Here is a 19,700-nt window from a genome sequence, read left to right as displayed (position 1 = left end):
GGACCGGAGGCCACAATGACCATCACCCGCGACGAGCTCCGAGCCGCACTCGGCACGGTCACCGTGCTCGACACGCTCGGCGGCGCTTACTACGAACAGCAGCACCTGCCTGGTGCCATCGCGCTGGTCGAGAGCGAGGTCGTCGAGCGGGCGCCCGCTCTGCTGCCCGACAAGGACGCGCCGATCGTCACCTACTGCTCGAACCCGGCCTGCAACAACAGCAAGGCCGTCGCCCGCCGCCTGACCTCCCTTGGCTACACGAACGTGCGCAGGTACGTCGAGGGGATCGAGGACTGGGTGACGGCGGGCCTGCCGGTGGAGTCCTCGTAGAACATAGTTCTTGGAGCGTGCCAAAGGACGTGGAAGCGGGCGGCGGGCGCGGGTGACCCTCTGGAAGCCACAACTTTCTCAGGGGGAACCATCATGGATCACGCCATCGTGATCGGCGCGAGCATGGCGGGCCTGTTGTCCGCCGCCGCTCTGCACCGCAGGTACGCCAGAGTCACCGTGATCGACCGCGACACACTGCCCTCGGCCGACGCTCATCGCAGGGGCGTCGGCCAGAGCCGTCACGCGCATGGCCTGCTCGCCAGGGGCCGTGAGGTCATGGACGAGCTGCTGCCGGGGCTCACCGCCGAGCTCGTCGCGCAGGGCGCGCTCATGGGCGATCTGCAGAGCCGGGCCCGCTGGATCCACAGCGGGTATACACACGCCCGCGCGGAGAGCGGCCTGATCGGGCTGTCGGTCAGCCGCACGCTGCTCGAAGGGCAGATCCGCCGCCGCGTCAGCGCCTTGCCGGGGGTGCGGGTGCTGGACGACCGCCCCGTCACCGATCTGCTCGCCAACCGGGGCCGGGTATGCGGCGTAGGGCTGGCGAGTGGCGACCCGATGCCGGCCGACCTGGTCGTCGACGCCTCGGGGCGCGGCTCGCGTACGCCGTACTGGCTGGCCGAGCTCGGCTACGAGCGGCCCGCCGAGGAGCGGGTGACGATCGACCTGAGGTACGGCACGCGTGAGTTCCGCCGCCGGCCGCACGAGCTCGGCGGCGACCTGGTGCTCGTGGTGGCGCCGACGGCCGAGATCCCGCGCGGCGGGGTGGCGCTGGCGCTGGAGGGCGACCGCTGGATCGTCACCATGGCCGGGTACACCGGCAACGGGCCGGAGCTCCCACTCCGGCAGTTCGCCGCGTTCGCCGAGACGCTGCCCGCCCCTGACCTGCACCAGCTGATCACCGTCGCGGAGCCGATCGGGGAGCCGCGTTCGTACCACACCCCGGCCAGCGTCAGGTATCGCTACGAGCGACTCTCGCGCTTCCCCGAGGGCCTGCTGGTGGTCGGGGACGCCGTCTGCGCGTTCAACCCGTTCTACGGCCAGGGCATGTCGGTCGCGGCGCTGGAGGCCAAGGCGCTGCTCGACCCGGATCTGCGGCCGCTGCCGTTCTTCAGGCGGATCACCAAGGTGCTCGACGCGCCATGGGACATCGTGGTCGGCGGTGACCTGCGGCTGTCCGGTGTGGAAGGTGAGCTCACGCCGAAGATCCGGATGATCAACGCCTACCTGGGGCGCTTCCACGCGGCGGCGGCACACGATGCGGACCTGGCCAGGCGTTTCCTCCGCGTGTCGAACCTGATGGACGCGCCGCCGTCGCTGATGAGCCTGGGGGCGCTGCTCAAAGTGTTCCGCAACGGCGCACCACGAGCGTTGCCAGCGCTCGTGTGACCTCGCGCAGTTCGCGCAGCTCGACCTGCTCCCTGGGGGCGTGCGCGTACCGTACGTCGCCAGGGCCGTAGTGCAGCGCCGGGATCCCGCCGGCCGCGTAGAGCCGCAGGTCGCTCCCGTACGGCGCGGCCTTCTCCATCGGCCGCGCGCCCGTCGTGTCGGCGATCGCCCCGGTCACCTCCGCCAGCAGCGGGTGTGCCTCGGGCAGCCGCCCGCTGGCGAACTGGCCGCCCGGCCAGGTGATCGCCGGCGGGTGGTCGCGCAGCCACGGGTGCGCGACCGTCAGCACCGCCTCCTCGAACGCGGCCCGCGCCGCCGCCGGGTCCTCGTCGAGCCGGACGCCCATCCGGCCCTCCGCGACGAGCAGGTCGGGCACGCTGCTGGCCCAGTCGCCCGCCCGCACGGTGCCGATCTCGATCGGGTACGGCATCGCGTTCCCGGCGAAGATGGCCGGCACGTCACGGTTGCGCTCGGCCTCCAGTCGCCGGATCGCCTCGAACACCGGCCAGAACACCTCGACCGCGTTGACCCCCTCGTACCGGGTGGCCCCGTGCGCGGCCCGGCCCACCACCTCCAGCCGGAACGTCAGCGCCCCCGCGTTGGCCGTGATGACGGCGCCACTGGTCGGCTCGGTGATGACCGCCGCCTCCGCCGTGTGCCCCCTGGCCAGCGTGGCGAACGCGCCGAGGCCGCCGTCCTCCTCGCTGACCACGCAGTGCACGGCGAGCGGCCGGGCCAGCCGTACCCCGGCCTTCTTGAGCGCGCGGACGACGGCGAGATTGGCCACCAGCCCGGCCTTCATGTCGCAGGCGCCGCGGCCGTGCAGGGTGTCGCCGGTGATCCTGGCGGCGAACGGGTCGTGTCCCGCCCACTGGGCCAGGTCGCCGATGGGCACGACGTCGACGTGACCCTGCAAGGCCAGTGCCGGGGTGCCTTCGCCGCCGGTCACGGCCACCACGCCGTAGCCCTCGGCCCGGGGCGCCTCGGTGCCGGGGAAGCCCGCGCGGCGGCCGAGGTCGTCGAGGTCCAGCTTCCAGACGTCCACGTCCAGATCGGCCTCGGTGAGCACGCGGGCGACGCGGTGCTGCAACTCGGACTCCGCGTCGGTGCCGGTCACGCTGGGCACTCTGACGGTCTCGGCCAGCAGGTGCACGGTGTCGGTGTCGTCGATGGCCTGGAGGACCCTGGCTTCCGCGTCGCGCATGGAGCCCACCATCTCATGACGTGAACCTCTGTGATGATTCGTGGCGATACATGGGAGGAGGTGCGGGTGCGAACTTTGGTGAGCGTTCTGGTGTGGTTGGTGGTGGCTCCGCTCGCGGTGTGGGCGGCGCTGCGGGTGAGTCCGTACGACGGGTTGTGGCCGTGGGTGCCGATCGTGGCGTTCACGCCGTACGCCGCGGCGGCCTCCGTGCTCGCCCTCGCCCTGGCCGGGGCGCTGCGGCGGTGGGTCGCCGGGGCGGTCGCGCTCGTCACCGTGGCGGCCCTGGCGCTGGCCGTACTACCTCGCTGGTTCGCCGACGGCGAGCCGGTCGCGGGCGGCAGGACGCTGCGGGTGCTGGCGGCCAACCTGATGGTGGGCTCGGCCGACACGGCGGGGCTGATGGACCTGGTCGCCAGGCTCCGGCCGGACGTCCTGACGCTGCAGGAGCTCACCCCGAAGGCCGCGGCGGCCCTGGACCGGGCGGGTCTGCGCAAGGCGTTGCCGCAGGCCGTGGTCCGGGCGCTGCCCGGCGTGGGCGGCTCCGGCGTCTACTCGCGCTATCCGCTCACGGCGGGGCCGGCCATCCAGTTCGGCGCGTTCGGGCAGGCCAGGGCGGTGGTCACGGATCCGGGCGGGACGAAGATCGAGGTGGTGTCGGTGCATCCGTGCGCGCCCAAGTACGAGGGACGTACGCCCTGCTGGCAGCAGGGGCTGGTCGCGCTGCCTCGCGGCGGCGGCGCCGCGCGGGTGCTCGCCGGCGACTTCAACGCCACGCTCGACCACGTACCGATGCGCGACCTGCTGGCCGCCGGCTACCGCGACGCGGCGGACGTCACCGGACGGGGCTTCACCGCGACGTACTGGCCCAGCGGCGGGCGGGCTCCCGGTGTGGTGATCGACCATGTGCTGGCCTCCGCCGGGATGGGGGTACGCGCGTTCTCGGTCGAATCGCTGGCGAAGACCGACCATCGGCCCGTCTTCGCCGAGCTCACACTGCCCTGACGTCGCCATTGCCGGTTCGCGGGAGTCCGGATGACCGTAAACTGAGCGCGTGGTAGCACCCAAGTTCGAGATCCAGATGCTCAACGACCGGGTGATGATCCGGCTTGAGCAAGAGACCGAGGAGCGGCGCAGCGGCTCCGGGATCGTCATCCCCGCGACGGTCAAGATGGCCAACCGGCTGGCCTGGGGCGAGGTCTGCGGGGTCGGCTCGAACGTGCGCGCGGTCAAGGTAGGCGACAAAGTGCTGCTCAACCCGGAGGACCAGTTCGAGGTGGAGCTGCACGCGCAGGTCTACCTCGTCATGCGCGAGCGAGACCTGCACGCCGTCGCCACGCAGGAGACCGACCACGGCACCGGCCTCTACCTCTAGCCCCGGTGGAAGGTCAGCCAGAGGTTCGCCTTCCACGTCTGGGACGGGATGTCGGCCAGCACCCGTGTCACCTTGCTCGTCAGGTCGAGCACCGACAGGCGGTAGACGCTCTGGTGGGGCATGACCGCGATGACATGGCTCTCGTCCCACCAGCCGAACAGCATCGGCGGGCTGACGGCCACCCGGCTCGCGATCTTGCCGGTGGCCGGGTTCACCACGCAGAGCTGCTGCGTGAAGCGTGCCGGGCACCACGTGGTCAGGCGGCTGCCCGACGGCGAGTAGGCGTCCTCCGGGCCGGTCGGCGGTCCGACGCCCACGAACGTGCGCAGAGTCGCGCCGTCACTGGCCCGGTAGGTCCGCAGGCCGTCGCCGAACCTGGCGACGAGGTCGCCGCCGGGGCTCCACCCGAAGTCCGCGCTCCCGTCGAGCCCGGCCGGGCGGACCGTGCGCGCGGTGCCCGCCACCACGTCGACGACGGTGAAGCCGACGGTCCGCCAGTTCCCGCCGGCCTTCTGCTCGACGGTGAGCGCCACGCGCTTGCTGTCGCGCGACCATGAGATGTACGAGGCGGCCAGGGGCTTCTTGACCGTACGCACCCGCCTGGTCTGGCCGCTGGCGCGGTCGGTGAGCAGGAGCGAGTCGTAGCCCGCCCGGTAGGACTTCGGGACGCCGGCCACTGTGGCGGCGTCGGGTGAGACCGCCGCCTCCGACAGGGCCGGCTGCCTGGCGAACGCGTTGCCGGTCCTGGTCCTGAGGTAGGTGCTCTTGGTGCCCAGGCCGTAGCTGCTGAGCCGTACGGGATCACCCGCTTTTTCCTGATATTTCACGCTGATGCCGGGAAGGAGCAGTGTGTCCGCCTGAGCGGTCGGGAGCCCGGCCTGAGCGGTCGGGAGCCCGGCCTGGACGGCGGGGAGCACGGCGGTACCGGTGGGTGAGGCCGGAGCGAGCAGGGCGAGCGACACGGCGACGGCGATGTGGGCGATCACGCCCCGCAGAATAGGCACCGGATGGCCCGAATTCCGGCAGCGATAACGACCCGGTCTAGATAACGCGCTGGGCCAGCGCGATCAGATCGATGCCGAGCGTTCTGAGCCCGATGTAGACGATCACGGCCGCGACGGCCACGGTCACGATGAGCACGATGACGCGGACCGTCCAGCCCTGCCGTTTGTACCATTCGGTCCAGTCGTGCAGCACCCGCTTGCCGAACTCCAGCGCCCGGCGCGCCCAGTGGAACTCGGTGGCCAGCACGGCCAGCCCCGCGAACACGACCAGCCAGCCCGGCCCGGGGAACGGCACCATGATCAGGCCGCCCACCACCATGATCGCGCCGATGGCGCCGATGACGATCTTCAGCGTGAGCGCGCCCGCGCGGGTGGATCGAATGCCGTCCAGCCAGCCGTGGATGCCCGACCGGCGCTCGGGCATGCTGGAACGGTCTGCCGACTCATCCTTGATCGCGTCGGCGTCTCCGGTCTCGGAGTCCTGGATCGGCAACGTACTCCCCCGCACGGTCGATGTGCCCCCCAGGATACGGCCCAGCGGCCCTGAAATAGGCTGCCTTACCAACCCGACAACCCGCCAAATCGACAAACCGCTCAAAACGTAAAATTTCATGCTTTTATAGGCGACTTCGGGCAAAAATCGGTTACCGTCTCCTATGCCCGAGGCCATGCTTCGTACCGTCACCGGTCCCGTACCCGCGACCGCCATCGACGGCGCCGTCCTTCCCCGCGAGCACCTGCGCACCGACATGCGCTGGGCGACCGGCATCGACTCCGACCCCTATCGGTGGCTCGACGAGGACCAGACCGTCACCACCGAACTCCGCGAGGTGCGCCAGTCCGACCACCTCGGCTTGATCATCGATCTTACCTGCCTGGGTATGGGCCGCGACGCCGCCGCCCTGGCCAGGATCGCGATGGGCAGCCGGGTTCCGGTGATCGCCTCGACCGGCCTGTTCGCCGGACCGTTCAGCGGTCCCCGCGACACGGACGTCGAGACGCTCACGAGGCGGCTGATGAGCGAGATCTCCGACGGCCTCGACGACATCGGCGTGTTCCCCGGCGTGATCGGCCAGGCCGGCTGCTGCGGCACCGAACCCAGCCCGGCCGAGGAGCGCGGCCTCATCGCCGCCGCCCGCGCCGCGCTGGCCTCCCGCCTGCCCGTGGCCACGTACGGGCACAACGGGCTGGCCATGCTGGAGATCCTCCTCGCCCAGGGCCTGGCGGGCGACAGGGTGAGCGTGGGCTACGCGGGCAGCGACCCGGCCGTCGCCCGCAAGATCGCCGAGGCCGGTGCGTACGTCAGCCTGGGCTCGCTCAGCCTCGGCACGGACCAGTCGGCCAGGATCGCGCTCGCCCTCATCGAGGACGGCCACGCCGACCGCCTCCTGCTCAGCACCGGCGTGAGCCGGATCGCGCAGGTCAACCGGTACGGCGGGCCCGGGTACGCGCACCTCTTCCACACGCTGCTGCCGCGCCTGCGCGAGTCCGGGGTGACCGAGGACACGATCCGCCTCGTCACCCGGGACAACCCGCTGCGCTGGCTCACCAGCGGAGCCGCCTGACCTGGACGGCGCTGCAGGTGGCCGGCGGCGCTCCAGGCGGAGTCGCTTGACCCGAACCGCGCCCCAGGTGACCGGGGTTGCCAACTGCGCCCCAGGTTGCTGGCCGCACCCCAGGTTGGCGGGCGCGCTCCAGATTGGCAGGCGCTCCAGGTGGCGGCCAGCCGAACCCCCACAAGATCGTCTCGTGGGGGTTCGGGCGGTCCAGCCGCCAACCGGAGGGCCGGAAACTGGCTAGGATTATGGGCTGAGCGAGCCTGGCCAGGTGGGGGGACGGTGACCGAGCACACGCACAGCGGTGACGGCCCGCGCGGGCCGTTCAAGGCGCTGTCCCGCATGGCCCGGCTGGGTGACGTCCCGGTCGTGATCATGCTGGCCTGGGCCGGCTGGCTGGCCGTCCCGTGGTCCTTCAGCGGCCTGGCCCAGGCACGCGCCGCCGCTGCCGCGGCCGCCGCGGAGGCCGAGCCGCCACCGGCCATCTCCACGGGCACGGCAGGAGCCGGCACTTCCACCGATGCCGCACGAGTGGGCACCGCCGCCGACACCGCACGAACCGGCCTACCTGTCGATGCCGTACGAACCGGCACCACCGCCGACGCTGCACGAGCCGGTGTCACCGCCGATGCCGTACGTACCGGCTCGCTGGCGACCGCGACGCCCGCCAGGGCCTGGGGCATCCCGGCGGCCCACAGCCTCGCCCCGGCACACCGCACGGTCCGCGCCCTCCGTGACGACGCCCCCTGCGACGGCGCCCTCCACGCCGACGTCCCCTGTGACGGCGCAGTGGGTGACGCCGCATCGGGTGGCGGGCCCCGGGAGGATGTACTCGCCGCCGAGCGGGCGCGGATCGCCGGGGAGGTGCACGACGCCGCCGGGCATGGGCTGGCGGCCATCGCCCTGCAGGCCGGGCTCGCGCTCGTCACGCTCGACGACGACCCCGAGCAGGCGCGCGCCTCGCTGCTGGCGATCAGGGAGACCAGCACGACGGCGCTCACCCAGCTACGCGCCGCACTCGACCGGCTCGACCCGCGCGACAGCACCCATGACCCGCGCGCCGGCGCCAATGACGCGCGGGACGGCGCCCACGACCTGCCGAGCCTCATCGACGGGGTCCGGGCCGCAGGGCTCGCGGTGGACGTGGAGCCCGCCGACCCCGTCGTGCCCGCTCACCTCAGCGCGACCGTCTACGGGGTGGTACGCGAGTCGCTCACCAACGTCCTGCGCCACGCCGGCCCGACACAGGCGCTCGTCCGGCTGTCCAGCGACCCGGCTGGGCTGCTTGTCCTGGAAATCGCTGACCGAGGCGCCCTCCGAAGCACTGGTCCAGCCGCCGGCCGGCTGGGAACGACCGAGGAGCACGGCCGAGCAGGGACGTCCGAGGGCCGGGGACTGGCCGGGATGCGGACCAGGGTGCTCGCCGCAGGTGGACACTTCACGGCGGGCCCACGGGACGGCGGCGGCTTCCAGGTCCTCGCCACATTCCCGCAGCAACCCGCACTCCAGACCGGCTCAGCTCGCCACAACACCGCCGACTCCCCGGCAGACCTCACGTGACCCCCGCCTCAGCCGAGGAACCCGAGGAAGCCAAAGAAGCCGAGCAGGGGCCGGTGATCCGGGTGGCCGTCGCCGACGATCAGGCCGTCGTACGGATGGGGCTCAGGGCGTTGCTGGACCGGGAGCCGGGCCTGGAGTGCGTGGGTGAGGCGGCCGACGGCGCGGCGGCGCTCCAGCTCATCCGCCGCACCCGTCCCGACGTACTCCTGCTCGACATCCGCATGCCCGGCATGGACGGCCTGGCGACCCTGCGGGCCATCGCCGGTGACCGCGAGCTGAGCGGCACCAGGATCGTGGTGGTGACCACGTTCGCCGTGGACGAATACATCTTCGCCGCGCTCCAGGCCGGAGCCAGCGGGTTCCTGCTCAAGGACAGCGCCCCCGACGAGCTGGTCGGCGCGGTCCGGGTGGTGGCCGCGGGCGAGGCGCTGCTGTCGCCCGCGATCACCAGGAAGGTCATCGGCCTGTTCGGCCGCCACGGCACCGAGCCGGTCGAGGGCCTCGACACCCTCACGCCGCGCGAACGCGAACTGGTCGCCTGGGTGGCCACCGGCAGGTCCAACGAGGAGATCGCCAAGGAGTTGGTGATCAGCCCCGACACCGTCCGCACGCACGTCAGCCGGGCCATGGTCAAGCTCCACGCCCGCGACCGCGCCCAACTGGTCGTGTTCGCGATGCGCGCCGGCCTGGCCGTCCCAACGTAACCAGCCGGCCTGGCCGTCCCAACGCAGCCAGCCGACCCGGCCGTACCAACGTCGCTATTTCCTGAGGAAGCCCTCGTAGTTGCGCTGCTGGAGCTGCGCCTCGATCTGTTTCACCGTCTCGAGCCCCACACCCACCATGATCAGGATGCTGGTCCCCCCGAACGGGAAGTTCTGCTGGGTGCTCGGATCCCGCAGGATCGCGAACGCGAGCAGCGGCAGCAGCGCCAGCACCCCCAGGTAGACGGCCCCGGGCGCGGTCAGCCGCGACAGTACGTACGCCAGATACCGCGCGGTCGGCGTGCCAGGGCGGATGCCCGGCACGAACCCGCTGTACCGCCGCATGTTGTCGGCCACCTCGACGGGATTGAAGGTGATCGACACGTAGAAGTACGCGAATCCCACGATCAGCAGGAAGAATCCGATCATGTAGAGCGGGTGCGTGCCGGCGGTGATGTTCCGCGACACCCAGCCGCCTACCTCGTCACCGAGCAGTGGAGCGGCCAGCGTCGGCAGGTACAACAGCGACGTGGCGAAGATGACCGGCACAATGCCCGCCTGATTGACCTTCAGGGGGATGTAGGTGCTGCTCCCGCCGTACATCCGCCGCCCCACCGCCCGCTTGGCGTACTGCACGGGAATGCGCCGCTGCGCCTGCTCGATGAACACCACGGCCGCCACCAGGAACACCCCGGTCACCAGCAGCATGCCGAAGGCGAACGGGCTGAGCACGAAGATGGTCGACATGTACGACGGGAAGAAGGCCACGACCTGGGTGAACATCAGGATCGACATCCCGTTCCCGATCCCCCGGTCGGTCACCAGCTCGCCCAGCCACATCACCATGCTGGTCCCCGCCACCAGGGTGACCACCACCACCGCGACGCCCAGCAGGCTCTCGTCGCGCAGCAGCGGCCGCGCGCACCCGGGCAGCAGTTGCCCGCCGCGCGCCAGCGCGACCACCGTGGTGGCGTTGAGCACGGCCAGCCCGATGGTCAGGTAACGCGTGTACTGGGTGATCTTCGCCTGCCCCGACTGCCCTTCCTTCCTGAGCGTCTCAAGTCGCGGCACGACGACGGTCAGCAGCTGCATCACGATGCTGGCGGTGATGTACGGCATGACGCCCAGCGCGAAGACCGACAGCTTCAGCATCGCGCCGCCGCTGAGCATCTGCACCATGTCGAACAGCCCGCCACGCGCCGTACCCAGGCACTGCTGGACCGCCACGACGTCCACCCCCGGCGCCGGCAGGATCTGCCCCAGCCGGAACAGCCCGATGATGGCCAGCGTGAACAGTAACTTCTTACGGAGATCCGGCACCCGGAACGCCCTGAACAGCACGGTCAGCATGAGCCGAGTCTGTCGGCGCGCCCGTCTCCGGTCGTCCGCCGAGCCGCGTCACCCGCGTACGCAGATCCGCGTACGCGACACTGACCACATGAGCACGCTTTGGGTGATCAGCGGCCCGCCGGGGGCGGGCAAGTCCACCGTCGCGGCGGCGCTGCTCGCCCGCCTCGACCCGCCGGCCGCCCTGCTCGACAAGGACACCCTGTACGGCGACTTCGCGACCGAGATCCTCCGGGGGTACGGCAGGCACCACGGCGAACGCGAAGGCCCGTGGTACGACGAGCACATCAAGGCGCACGAGTACGCGGGCATGACCAGGACGGCCAGGCAGATCCGCGAGCACGGCTGCCCGGTGCTGCTCGACGGCCCGTTCACCGCGCAGGTGCACTCGGCGCGGCTCTGGGAGCGCTGGGTCGGCGAGCTGGGTGGCGACCCGGTCAGGCTCATCTGGGTTCGCTCGGACGGGCCGACCCTGCGCGAGCGCCTGGTGGCCAGAGGGCTGGAGAAGGACGCGGGCAAGCTGGCGGCGTTCGAGGCGTACCTGGCGGCGATCCGGGTGTCCGAGCCGCCGGCCGTACCGCACCTGGAGATCGACAACCGCCCTGGCGCGCCGTCGGTCGGCGAGCAGCTGTCAAGAGCGGGCATCCCACCGCGCCCCGACAAATCAGGTTAAGGAACCCGATACTCGTCGTCGCGCGCGTCGATGATCGCCATGTGGCCCGGCAGATGGCCGATCGCGAAGTCCACGCCGCTGGCCATGATCACCGCCTGCGGCGTCACGCCGCAGGCCCAGAACAGCGGCACCTCGCCGGCCCGTACCTCCACCGGATCGCCGAAGTCGGGCCGGCCGAGGTCGGTGATCCCGATCGCGGCCGGGTCGCCCACGTGCACGGGCGCCCCGTGCACCTGCGGGTAGTGGCCGCTGACCTCGATCGCGACGTCCACGAGCGCCGCCGGGACCGGCCGCATCGACACCACGAGCGGGCCTGACAGCGGGCCGGACGGGCGGCAGGGCACGCTCGTCCGGTACATCGGCACGTTCGTCCCCAGCTCGAGGTGCCTGATCGGCACCCCGGCCCGCAGCAGCGCCTGCTCGAAGGTGAAGCTGCAGCCGATGAGGAAGGCCACGAGGTCGTCACGCCACTCGGCGACCACGTCGTCGAGGTCGGCGACCGGCCGCCCGTCGCGATAGACGCGGTATCCCGGCAGATCGGTACGCAGGTCGCCCGGGAACAGGGCGGTGGACCACGCCCCCGGCTCCCCCACGTCCAGCACCGGGCACGCCTGTGCGTTCAGTTGGGCGAACAGCAGCAGCTCGTAGCCCAGCTCCTTGGGCACGGCGATCAGATTGGCCTGCGTCCAGCCGGAGCACCAGCCCGCGGTCGGCACCCGCTCGCCCGCGCGGAAGCGCTCGCGCGCCTGCGCCGGGGTCAGGTCTGCGACATCCACACCTCGAGATTACGCCCGGTAACTGGGCCCGCAATCGCCGACATACTCTGACTTTTCGGGGTAGTAGGGAACGCCGTGCGCCTTGATGTGAACCTCCTCGACTACGCGCTCATCGCGATCTACTTCGCGACCGTGCTCGGCATCGGGTTCGCCGCCAAGCGGCGGATCAGCTCGAGCCTCGACTTCTTCCTGGCCGGCCGTGGATTACCCCCGTGGATCACCGGACTGGCCTTCGTCTCGGCCAACCTCGGCGCGATCGAGATCCTCGGGATGGCGGCCAACGGCGCCCAGTACGGCGCCATGACCGTGCACTACTACTGGATCGGCGCGGTGCCCGCGATGGTGTTCCTCGGCATCGTGATGATGCCGTTCTACTACCGCTCGAAGGTACGCAGTGTCCCGGAGTTCCTGGGCCGCCGCTTCAACGGCGCCACCCAGCTCCTGAACGCGCTCTCCTTCGCCGTGGCCCAGATCCTCATCGCCGGGGTCAACCTCTACGCGCTCGCACTGGTCATGGAGGCCCTGCTGGGCTGGCCCCTGCCGGTGTCGGTGGTGGTGGCGGCGGTGATCGTGCTGTCGTACATCACGCTCGGCGGGCTGTCGTCGGCGATCTACAACGAGGTCCTGCAGTTCTTCGTGATCCTGGCCGGCCTGATCCCGCTGACCATCCTCGGGCTGGCCAAGGTGGGCGGCGTCTCCGGCCTGTTCGACAAGGTACGGCAGAGCGCGCTCGGCGAGGCCGGCCTGCACACGTGGGCCGACAGCGCGGGCAAGAACCCGATGGAGGCCCACTGGCTCGGCATCGTGTTCGGCCTGGGCTTCGTGCTGTCCTTCGGCTACTGGACCACGAACTTCGCCGAGGTGCAGCGGGCATTATCCGCCCGCAACACCAACGCCGCCCGGCTCACCCCGATCATCGCGTCCTACCCGAAGCTGTTCATCCCGCTGGTGACCGTACTGCCGGGGTTGATCGCCCTCGTCCTGTTCAAGGACCTGGGCAAGGGTCAGGCCTACAACAACGCGATCCCGCTGCTCATGCAGGACCTGCTGCCCAACGGTGTGCTCGGCGTGGCGGTGACCGGGCTGCTGGCCTCGTTCATGGCCGGGATGGCGGCCAACATCAGCGGGTTCAACACCGTGTTCACCAACGACATCTGGCAGGCGCACCTGGCCAAGGACCGCGACGACGGCTACTACCTGCGGGTCGGCAGGATCGCCACCGTCGCGGGCGTCGCGCTGGGCGTCGGCACGGCGTTCATCGCGGCCGGCTACTCCAACATCATGAACTACCTGCAGGCGCTGTTCTCGTTCTTCAACGCGCCGCTGTTCGCGACCTTCATCCTCGGGCTGTTCTGGAAGCGGATGACGCCGTGGGCCGGCTTCTGGGGCCTGCTGGCCGGGACCGCGTCCGCGTTCGCCTCGTACATCGCGTACAAGGCCGGAATGCTGGACTTCGGCACCGAACTGAACGCCAGCTTCTGGGGCGCGGGCGTGGCCTTCGTCGTCGACCTGCTCGTCTCGGTGGTGGTCACGCTGGTCACCACGCCCAAGCCCGTGGAGGAACTGCGCGGGCTGGTGTACGGGCTCAGCGCCGTCGACCTGGCGGACGACGCGCTGGCCGGTGACAAGAAGTGGTACCGCTCGCCCGTGATCCTCGGGACGGGCGCGATCGTCCTGGCCGCCGCGATGTACGGGGTGATCCTGTGAGCGACATCAGAATGGTGATCGGCGGACTGTTCCTGATCTACGGGGTGATCCTGATCATCGCCGGGGTGGTGGGGGCGGCGGTCAATCTGTGGACCGGGCTGGTCATGGCGGTCTTCGGCGGCGCCTTCGTGATCTGGGCCCGCGTCAAGCGCATCTGACGCCGGGGGGCGGCCGGCCCGCATCCAACGCCGGGGGGCGGCCGGCCCATCGGCCCGCCGCCCCCTGTCGAGGTTTTCAGTAGTCGAGCCCGAACGTATGAGCGCCCAGGCCGAACCCGTTCCCCCGCGGCACCACGTAGCCCTGCTCGATCAGCATGGCCACGCTCCGGCGTACCTCTTCCTCCTCCAGACCGGTCGCGCGGATCAGCGCGCCGAGCTCCGCGCCGCCGGACTCGACCGCCTGCGAGGCGACCGCCTCGTACACGTGGATGTCGACGTCGGACAGTGCCTGCACATCGTGATCTCGGGCCATCAGCGTCGCCTCGCTCCCTCTCTCAGCCGCCCGGGGTCGATGTCGCGCTCCGGGTAGCGGCGCAGGTATTCGCTCTCCAGTTGGTTGGTCCGGGTGGTGTGGCGCGCGAGCGCGTCGTCCGAGCCGTGCAGGAAGGTGTCGGTCCGCGTGGTGTGCAGTTGCCGCAGCTCACGCAGCAGGTCGTCGTCCTGGAGTTGCGCTGGATCGATTCCCATCATCGTCATGGAGTAGCCCCTACCCCAGAAGGCGCCCGACAATATGTGTCACATTTCCTGACATAAGGGCATTGTCGGGAGGAGATCACCGCTTTACCTTCCCGTTATGGACCTCGAGCTCAGGCACCTCAGGATCGTTCGCGCGGTCGCGGACGCGGGAAGTGTGAGCAAGGCCGCGTCCCTGCTCGGGCTGGCGCAACCGGCCCTCACCGCACAGCTCAAACGTATCGAGCGGGTACTCGGCGGCACCCTGTTCGAGCGCGACAGGCACGGCGCCCGGCCCACCCGGCTGGGCGAGCTGGTGCTCGCCCGCGCCCGCGTGCTCCTCCCGGCGGCCAAGGAACTGCAGGACGAGGCCGTACGGTTCGCCCAGGCCCCCTCCCCCGGCTTCCGCATCGGCGCCACGAACGGGCCGATACTCGGCGGCCTCGTCGACCGGCTCGCCGCGGAACGGACGGTGAGCACGTACACCTCATGGTCGGCCGACGAACTCACCGCCATGACCGGGCTCGGCCGGCTCGACTACGCGCTGACCGGCGCCTGCGGCGACGGCGGCACCCCCACGGGCTCGCTGCGATGGGAGACGATCAGCTATGACCCGGTCTTCACCCTGCTCGCCGAGACCCACCCGCTGGCCGGCGAGAAGGAGCTGGACCTGTCCGAACTCGCCCTCGAAAGCTGGGCCGTCACGCCCGGCGACGGCTGTTTCGCCGATTGCTTCGCCACCGCCTGCGCCCGCGCCGGCTTCACCCCGGGAACGATCTATGAGACCGACGTGGCCACCTGCACCCACCTCGCCCGGGTCGGCCGGGCCGTGGCCCTCTGCCAGGCCACCCACCAGCCCGCCCCCGGCCTGGCGATGGTCCCGCTCGCGGGCGCGCCGCTGCGCTGGCGGCAACTCCTCGGCCACCACCCCGCCGCCCCGGATGCCGCCTGGGTGGCGGAACAGGCCAAACAGACCCACGCGGAGGTGGTACGGCGAAGCACGGTCTACCAGGACTGGCTGGTACGGAACACCGGCTTCGGCACCGCTCCCTAACCTGCCCTGATGTCCGACCTCCGCGCTGGGCCGCGATCTCGTAAGTGAGGGCCGGGGAGCCACGCCTCCCCGTGCCCGCCAGGGAGCTCTTGGGGGCTCTAGGCGCTTAGGCCAGGGTGTACTCCCACCCCGGCTTCCAGTCGAACGGAGCATCCACAAGCTCCTCCAACGCCACGCCCTCAAGCAGATTCTGCAACGCCCACCGATTGGCCGAGTGCGAGATCACCAGCACCGTACGCTTCTGCCACTTGTCCATCACCTCTTCAAGAAACGCCGCGGTCTCCGCGACCACCTGCCGACAGCTCTGCCCCCCGGGCCACGGCATCTCAATGAACCGCCGCCGCAACCTCGCCACCTCACTGACGGGCCGCCCGTTGTAGATCCCGTAGTCGCACTCCCGCAACCGGGAGTCGAGCCGAATCTCCCGCCCATCCCCGAACGCGACCTCCGCCGTCTGCACCGCCCGCCGCAGATCAGAGGCTTGACGTGCTCTCCCCCATAAATAGGGGAGATTCCTGTGCTGCTCACGCAGCAGCTCTCGGCGCGGGTGCGGGCGAGGCTGTGGGACAGGATGCTTGACGCTTCACCGGCCCCGCTATCGCGGAGTCTCCACGTCCTGTGACCGCCCGTCCGGCGGCGGAGTTGTACCGATGAAGCTGGTTGCGGGCGACGTTGGTATCGGCGTTGCCGATCCACCCACACCGCGGGTTCTTGCACGCGAACCGGGATTGCGTCTCCCGGCTGCCGGGGATGGTGGTGTGGCAGTGGTGGCATTCGCGTGAGGTGCCGTGCGGTGCAACCGTGGCGACCCGGCCGCCCCGCTCAGCGCACTTGTAGGTCAGGAATTCCACGGTACGGGCCCAGGCTTCGCCCGCGATGGCGCGGTTCAGGCCGCGTTTCTGGGCAACGTTCGTGCCTGGCACCTGGAGCGTCCCCGACGCCGACGCCATCATGTTCACGATCTGCAAATCTTCGACCACGATCACGCTGAACCGAGCGGCCAGGTCGGTGGTGGTCTGGTGCTGCCAGTCGACGGCGCGGCGCTTGGCTGTCGCGCGGAGCCGGGCGATCTGGTCGTAGGTGCGGTTGAGCCGGGTGCTGTTGTTCTGACCTGGCTTGCGGTGGGCTTTCTGGCGGGCGGCCTTGCGCTGCAGGCGAAGCAGGCGCTCCCGCTCTGCGGTGGAGAGCCACTCCTTGCGGTGGGTGATCTTCTCCCCGGTGGACAGCGCCAACGGGATGTTGATGCCCCGGTCGATGGCCACGACCGGCCCTTGGTGGGGGGCGGAGGGGTCGAGGAGGGTTTCGGTGCGGAACACGATGGTCCACCCATGGGCGTCCTTGACCAGGCGGGCCCCGGTGATTCGCCCGGCCGGACCGCCCTTGGTGAGGCCGGGCAGGTCTTTCGTCCACCGGAACCGTACCCGGCCGATCTTGGGCAGGTTCACCGCTGCCCACCTGCGGTTGATTCGACAGATGTGCAGGTCGCGGGCCTGGGGGACATCCACGGCCATCCGAGCGCGGAACCTGGCCTTGAACGTGGGCCGCTGCGCGGGGTGATCGGGGTTGAAGAAGTTCGCCCACGCCTGCCGGTAGGTCTTCAATACGGCTTGGGCTGCCTGGGCGGGCAGGTGCCCCAGCCAGTCGATCTCTTTGCGGGCCGCCCGGATCGCCTCGTCGCAGTCTTTGACAGTCGCGAGCTTGCCCTGCCGGAAAGTGACGTACTCGTGCAACAGGTTCCACAGGGCGCGCGCGGTGTGCGCCTGCCCCTCCAGCGCCCCGGATTGGGCCGCGCTGAGGTTCAGGCGCGCGCGGTGTGCGCGCACCCGCTTCACCATCTCCACGGCTCGGATCTAATCATTTGGTTTATGTCACCTCGGTGGAACGCCAATCCCGATGTCCGAACTGGGCGTCATGTCGTTTACAACCTCCACGCGCATTTGGTTTTCGTCACGAAATACCGGCGTGGAGTGTTCACCGACCCGATGCTGGCCCGTTGCGAGGAGATCATGCGAGACGTGTGCGCGGACTTCGAGGTCGAGCTGCGCGAGTTCAACGGCGAACACGACCACGTCCATCTCCTCATCCACTACCCGCCGAAAGTCGCCCTGTCCAAGCTGGTCAACAGCCTCAAGGGCGTCTCGGCCCGCTATTTGCGCCAGGAATACTCGACCCACGTGCGTCAATACCTGTGGGGCGGACACTTCTGGTCGGGTTCCTACTTCGCCGGATCGGTGGGCGGAGCCCCGATCTCGGTACTGCGCCAGTACATCGAGCAGCAAAGCCGACCGGTTTAAGGCACGCTCAGGCGCTGGAGCACCTTCCCGCGTGGGCCTTCACCCCCGGCGTAAACGCCGGAGCACTGGCCCACATCCCGGTAGATCAGCTTGACCGCCATGGCCCGACGCTACCCATGGATCCCGGTGTCTGGCGTACGCGCTGAGTGAACGAGGACGATCTATGCTGGCATGAGGGCTCAGGTGTGGAAGACTGCATGTTTGCAAGGGGCGGTAGCTCAGCCGGTCAGAGCATCGGACTCATAATCCGTGGGTCGTGGGTTCAAGTCCCACCCGCCCTACTTCTCGATACCAGCAGAAACCCCCGCCTGACCTGCACTTTTGTGCCGGGGCGGGGGCCACATACGTCCGGCTGTCTACGGCTGGAGCCGATCGTTCGCGAACGTCTCTCCCCAATGCGTCCCCACGGTTCCGGGTCATGAGTCGAGGTCGGCCACCTGCGCGCGTACGCCGGCGTGGGCGCGGGTTGGACACAGGAGGGGGCCCAAGCAAGGCCGCGACTTTCGCTCTTCCCGCCAAGTCGAGCCACCCTGCTCCGGACACCTGTAGGACGACGTTCAGTTCGAGGTCATAGGGGCAGTAGCGCCATTCCCGTCGCCGAAGATCTTTACGGCTGCGTGAGACCCCTCTCAAGGGCGATGAGGAGGAAGTCGCTCTTCAAGTTGAGACCACTCGTAGGGGCGGCTGATGGATTCTGGCTGCGCCGGCCGGTCAGGCTTCCAGGATGGCCGACTCGATGCGCTCGGTGATCCATTGGACGGTCCGGTCGACGCCCCAGCCGAATGTCGTGGGGCTCGCGCCAGCCGTACTTCCGAGTCACTGGTGCCCGCCGGCGGCCGCGAGTGACTGGAGCTTTCCGCCGTTGGCGTCGAGCCAGTGGGTCGTGTCCTCCAGCTTGCGGATCCGGTCGGTGACCTCGCCGAGCTGTGCCTTCCCGTTCAGCCAGCGGCCCGCCCGCGACAGGGCGCTGCCGACCGCCCGGGCGAGGAGCAGCCGGGGCAGCGCGTCGGCCTCGGCGGCGTCCAGCGGGCGGACCGAGGCGTACCCCCGCAGGAAGGCCATCGTGCGGAGCTGCCAGTCACGCGTCTCCAGGGCCCCGCTGTAGAACAGCGCCGCCATCATGTCCTGGACCATGAAGCCGACCCCGGCGAACTCGAAGTCAAGCAGCCCGCTCACCTCCCCGGTGTCCTCGTCGACCAGTACGTTCGAGGCCGCCAGGTCACCGTGGATGACCTGGGTCGGCAGCGCGCCACCGCCCGCAGGCCACTCCTGCCCGACGCGGCGCGCCACGGCGTCGAGGCGGGCGACCCGCTCCGCGCTGATTCCGGCGGCGCGCAGCTGATGGCAAAGGGCGCCGACGTGCGGCACGGCGGGGTGCGCCAGAGGATTACCGCGCCAGTCCCCCAGCCCGTCTTCTGGTGGCACGCCCAGCATCGCCTCGCCGAGCAGCCCGGCTGCCCGGCCGAAGCGCTCGAGTGCCGTCGGGCCCGTGAGGTCGGGCTGCACGCCGGGGATCCACCGGCAGACGGTGGCGGGCCCGGCCGCGGTCTCGATCACCGTGTCCCCGCTGGGCGTGGCGACTGGTTCAGGCACCTGGAAGGGAAGTCCGGCCGACCGTAGCCGCCGCAGGATCCGGTGCTCGGCGCCGGCCTGCGCGGCGGACTGGGTCTGGCTGACCCGGAGCACGAATCGAACGCCCCCCTGGCGAAGCAGGAACGTCTGGTTGTTGGTCCCCTGCTCGGCTCGGATGATCGTCGTGTCCGGGGGGAAACCCCACGCTGCCAGCAGCGGGGCCAGGAACTCCAGGTCGGCGGAGGCGGTCATGCGCCAATTCTGGCGGCATGCCCAGGTCGGCGGGCAACCGGTTATAGGCCCCCTTCAGAGCAAGAGTACGGCTGGTGCGAGGCCCGCGACGGAGCTCGTTGCCTCGATATTTCGCAGGTCAGAGAGTTCAAGATCCGCTCATGACCGGAATTTCTGCCATCTCGGCTCACCCCGGTCACCGGCGAGCGGTTGCCTGGTTGAGCCGAGCCATGAGTTCGCGATTGGTGGCGCGTGCGGC

At 70.1% G+C, this 19,700-nt stretch carries 22 protein-coding genes and 1 tRNA gene; 13 read left to right on the top strand and 10 right to left on the bottom strand.

Annotated features, from left to right (window positions below; genetic code table 11):
* Positions 1-15: 15 nt before the first annotated feature.
* Together AB0C30_RS54870 and AB0C30_RS54865 are read left to right on the top strand one after the other, a co-directional pair.
* Positions 16-330, top strand: coding sequence for a rhodanese-like domain-containing protein (locus tag AB0C30_RS54870; RefSeq protein WP_357960031.1), 315 nt, complete (start codon positions 16-18; stop codon positions 328-330).
* Between the two features lie 93 nt (positions 331-423).
* Entirely contained in the window at positions 424-1,719 is a 1,296-nt protein-coding gene (locus AB0C30_RS54865; RefSeq protein WP_357960029.1) for an NAD(P)-binding protein, read from the top strand.
* On the opposite strand, the gene AB0C30_RS54860 is transcribed toward AB0C30_RS54865, so the two are convergent.
* Complete coding sequence (locus tag AB0C30_RS54860) at positions 1,670-2,923, bottom strand: ArgE/DapE family deacylase (RefSeq protein ID WP_357960026.1); 1,254 nt, start codon at positions 2,921-2,923, stop codon at positions 1,670-1,672. The genes AB0C30_RS54865 and AB0C30_RS54860 overlap by 50 nt on opposite strands.
* Positions 2,924-2,989: 66 nt before the next feature.
* Between AB0C30_RS54860 and AB0C30_RS54855 the strand changes: the two genes are divergently transcribed.
* Entirely contained in the window at positions 2,990-3,925 is a 936-nt protein-coding gene (locus tag AB0C30_RS54855) for an endonuclease/exonuclease/phosphatase family protein (RefSeq protein ID WP_357960023.1), read from the top strand.
* A gap of 49 nt (positions 3,926-3,974) precedes the next feature.
* Positions 3,975-4,295, top strand: coding sequence for a co-chaperone GroES (locus tag AB0C30_RS54850; protein ID WP_219533268.1), 321 nt, complete (start codon positions 3,975-3,977; stop codon positions 4,293-4,295).
* On the opposite strand, the gene AB0C30_RS54845 is transcribed toward AB0C30_RS54850, so the two are convergent.
* Both AB0C30_RS54845 and AB0C30_RS54840 read right to left on the bottom strand, forming a co-directional pair.
* Positions 4,292-5,281 carry a hypothetical protein gene (locus AB0C30_RS54845; RefSeq protein ID WP_357960020.1) on the bottom strand — a complete coding sequence of 330 codons (990 nt, stop codon included), beginning with the start codon at positions 5,279-5,281 and terminating at the stop codon, positions 4,292-4,294. The genes AB0C30_RS54850 and AB0C30_RS54845 overlap by 4 nt on opposite strands.
* Positions 5,282-5,336: 55 nt before the next feature.
* Positions 5,337-5,792, bottom strand: a complete 456-nt coding sequence (locus AB0C30_RS54840; RefSeq protein ID WP_357960017.1) for a TIGR02611 family protein — start codon at positions 5,790-5,792, stop codon at positions 5,337-5,339.
* A 175-nt stretch (positions 5,793-5,967) separates the two neighbouring features.
* On the opposite strand from AB0C30_RS54840, the gene AB0C30_RS54835 reads away from it, so the two are divergent.
* The 3 genes from AB0C30_RS54835 to AB0C30_RS54825 all read left to right on the top strand — a co-directional run bounded on the left by AB0C30_RS54835 (position 5,968) and on the right by AB0C30_RS54825 (position 9,119).
* Positions 5,968-6,864 (top strand): aryldialkylphosphatase, encoded by an 897-nt coding sequence (locus AB0C30_RS54835; protein WP_357960014.1) that lies wholly within the window; start codon positions 5,968-5,970, stop codon positions 6,862-6,864.
* A gap of 273 nt (positions 6,865-7,137) precedes the next feature.
* Positions 7,138-8,415, top strand: coding sequence for a histidine kinase (locus AB0C30_RS54830; protein WP_357960011.1), 1,278 nt, complete (start codon positions 7,138-7,140; stop codon positions 8,413-8,415).
* Positions 8,412-9,119, top strand: a complete 708-nt coding sequence (locus AB0C30_RS54825) for a response regulator transcription factor (RefSeq protein WP_357960008.1) — start codon at positions 8,412-8,414, stop codon at positions 9,117-9,119. The genes AB0C30_RS54830 and AB0C30_RS54825 overlap by 4 nt, the downstream gene beginning before the upstream one ends.
* 54 nt (positions 9,120-9,173) lie before the next feature.
* Here AB0C30_RS54825 and secY read toward each other — a convergent pair whose 3' ends face one another.
* Complete coding sequence (gene secY, locus AB0C30_RS54820; protein ID WP_357960005.1) at positions 9,174-10,466, bottom strand: preprotein translocase subunit SecY; 1,293 nt, start codon at positions 10,464-10,466, stop codon at positions 9,174-9,176.
* A gap of 88 nt (positions 10,467-10,554) precedes the next feature.
* Here secY and AB0C30_RS54815 point away from each other — a divergent pair, with 88 nt between their 5' ends.
* Positions 10,555-11,136 (top strand): ATP-binding protein, encoded by a 582-nt coding sequence (locus tag AB0C30_RS54815; protein WP_357960002.1) that lies wholly within the window; start codon positions 10,555-10,557, stop codon positions 11,134-11,136.
* Here AB0C30_RS54815 and AB0C30_RS54810 read toward each other — a convergent pair.
* On the bottom strand, positions 11,133-11,912 hold the full coding sequence (locus tag AB0C30_RS54810; RefSeq protein WP_357959999.1) for a putative hydro-lyase: 780 nt from the start codon (positions 11,910-11,912) through the stop codon (positions 11,133-11,135). The two genes, AB0C30_RS54815 and AB0C30_RS54810, sit on opposite strands and share 4 nt — an antisense overlap.
* A gap of 75 nt (positions 11,913-11,987) precedes the next feature.
* Between AB0C30_RS54810 and AB0C30_RS54805 the strand changes: the two genes are divergently transcribed.
* A complete protein-coding gene (locus AB0C30_RS54805; RefSeq protein ID WP_357959997.1) occupies positions 11,988-13,619 on the top strand; it encodes a sodium:solute symporter family protein in 1,632 nt (543 codons plus the stop codon).
* Positions 13,616-13,777, top strand: a complete 162-nt coding sequence (locus tag AB0C30_RS54800; RefSeq protein ID WP_357959995.1) for a hypothetical protein — start codon at positions 13,616-13,618, stop codon at positions 13,775-13,777. Before AB0C30_RS54805 ends, AB0C30_RS54800 begins: the two co-directional genes overlap by 4 nt.
* 76 nt (positions 13,778-13,853) lie before the next feature.
* Here AB0C30_RS54800 and AB0C30_RS54795 read toward each other — a convergent pair whose 3' ends face one another.
* Positions 13,854-14,090 carry a hypothetical protein gene (locus AB0C30_RS54795; RefSeq protein ID WP_357959991.1) on the bottom strand — a complete coding sequence of 79 codons (237 nt, stop codon included), beginning with the start codon at positions 14,088-14,090 and terminating at the stop codon, positions 13,854-13,856.
* Positions 14,090-14,314, bottom strand: a complete 225-nt coding sequence (locus AB0C30_RS54790) for a DUF6158 family protein (protein ID WP_357959988.1) — start codon at positions 14,312-14,314, stop codon at positions 14,090-14,092. Before AB0C30_RS54790 ends, AB0C30_RS54795 begins: the two co-directional genes overlap by 1 nt.
* A gap of 97 nt (positions 14,315-14,411) precedes the next feature.
* Here AB0C30_RS54790 and AB0C30_RS54785 point away from each other — a divergent pair, with 97 nt between their 5' ends.
* Positions 14,412-15,344, top strand: a complete 933-nt coding sequence (locus tag AB0C30_RS54785) for a LysR family transcriptional regulator (protein WP_357959986.1) — start codon at positions 14,412-14,414, stop codon at positions 15,342-15,344.
* Positions 15,345-15,450: 106 nt separating this feature from the next.
* Here the strand turns inward: AB0C30_RS54785 and AB0C30_RS54780 are convergent, their stop codons facing one another.
* Together AB0C30_RS54780 and AB0C30_RS54775 are read right to left on the bottom strand one after the other, a co-directional pair.
* Positions 15,451-15,816 carry a histidine phosphatase family protein gene (locus AB0C30_RS54780; protein ID WP_357960139.1) on the bottom strand — a complete coding sequence of 122 codons (366 nt, stop codon included), beginning with the start codon at positions 15,814-15,816 and terminating at the stop codon, positions 15,451-15,453.
* Positions 15,817-15,868: 52 nt separating this feature from the next.
* Entirely contained in the window at positions 15,869-17,167 is a 1,299-nt protein-coding gene (locus AB0C30_RS54775) for a transposase (RefSeq protein WP_357959983.1), read from the bottom strand.
* 42 nt (positions 17,168-17,209) lie between these two features.
* Between AB0C30_RS54775 and tnpA the strand changes: the two genes are divergently transcribed.
* Both tnpA and AB0C30_RS54765 read left to right on the top strand, forming a co-directional pair.
* Entirely contained in the window at positions 17,210-17,638 is a 429-nt protein-coding gene (gene tnpA, locus AB0C30_RS54770; protein WP_357959981.1) for an IS200/IS605 family transposase, read from the top strand.
* 207 nt (positions 17,639-17,845) lie between these two features.
* Positions 17,846-17,919, top strand: a tRNA-Ile gene (locus AB0C30_RS54765).
* 535 nt (positions 17,920-18,454) lie between these two features.
* On the opposite strand, the gene AB0C30_RS54760 is transcribed toward AB0C30_RS54765, so the two are convergent.
* The gene (locus AB0C30_RS54760) at positions 18,455-19,462 is read right to left on the bottom strand and encodes a phosphotransferase (RefSeq protein WP_357959978.1); all 1,008 of its coding nucleotides are present in this window, start codon (positions 19,460-19,462) and stop codon (positions 18,455-18,457) included.
* Between the last annotated feature and the right edge of the window lie 238 nt (positions 19,463-19,700).

This window comes from Nonomuraea sp. NPDC048901 (assembly GCF_040649695.1).
In the GTDB taxonomy this organism is placed as follows: Bacteria; Actinomycetota; Actinomycetes; order Streptosporangiales; family Streptosporangiaceae; genus Nonomuraea.
Note: the sequence above shows the minus strand (reverse complement) of the source record. Positions and strands in the feature narration are given on the sequence as shown.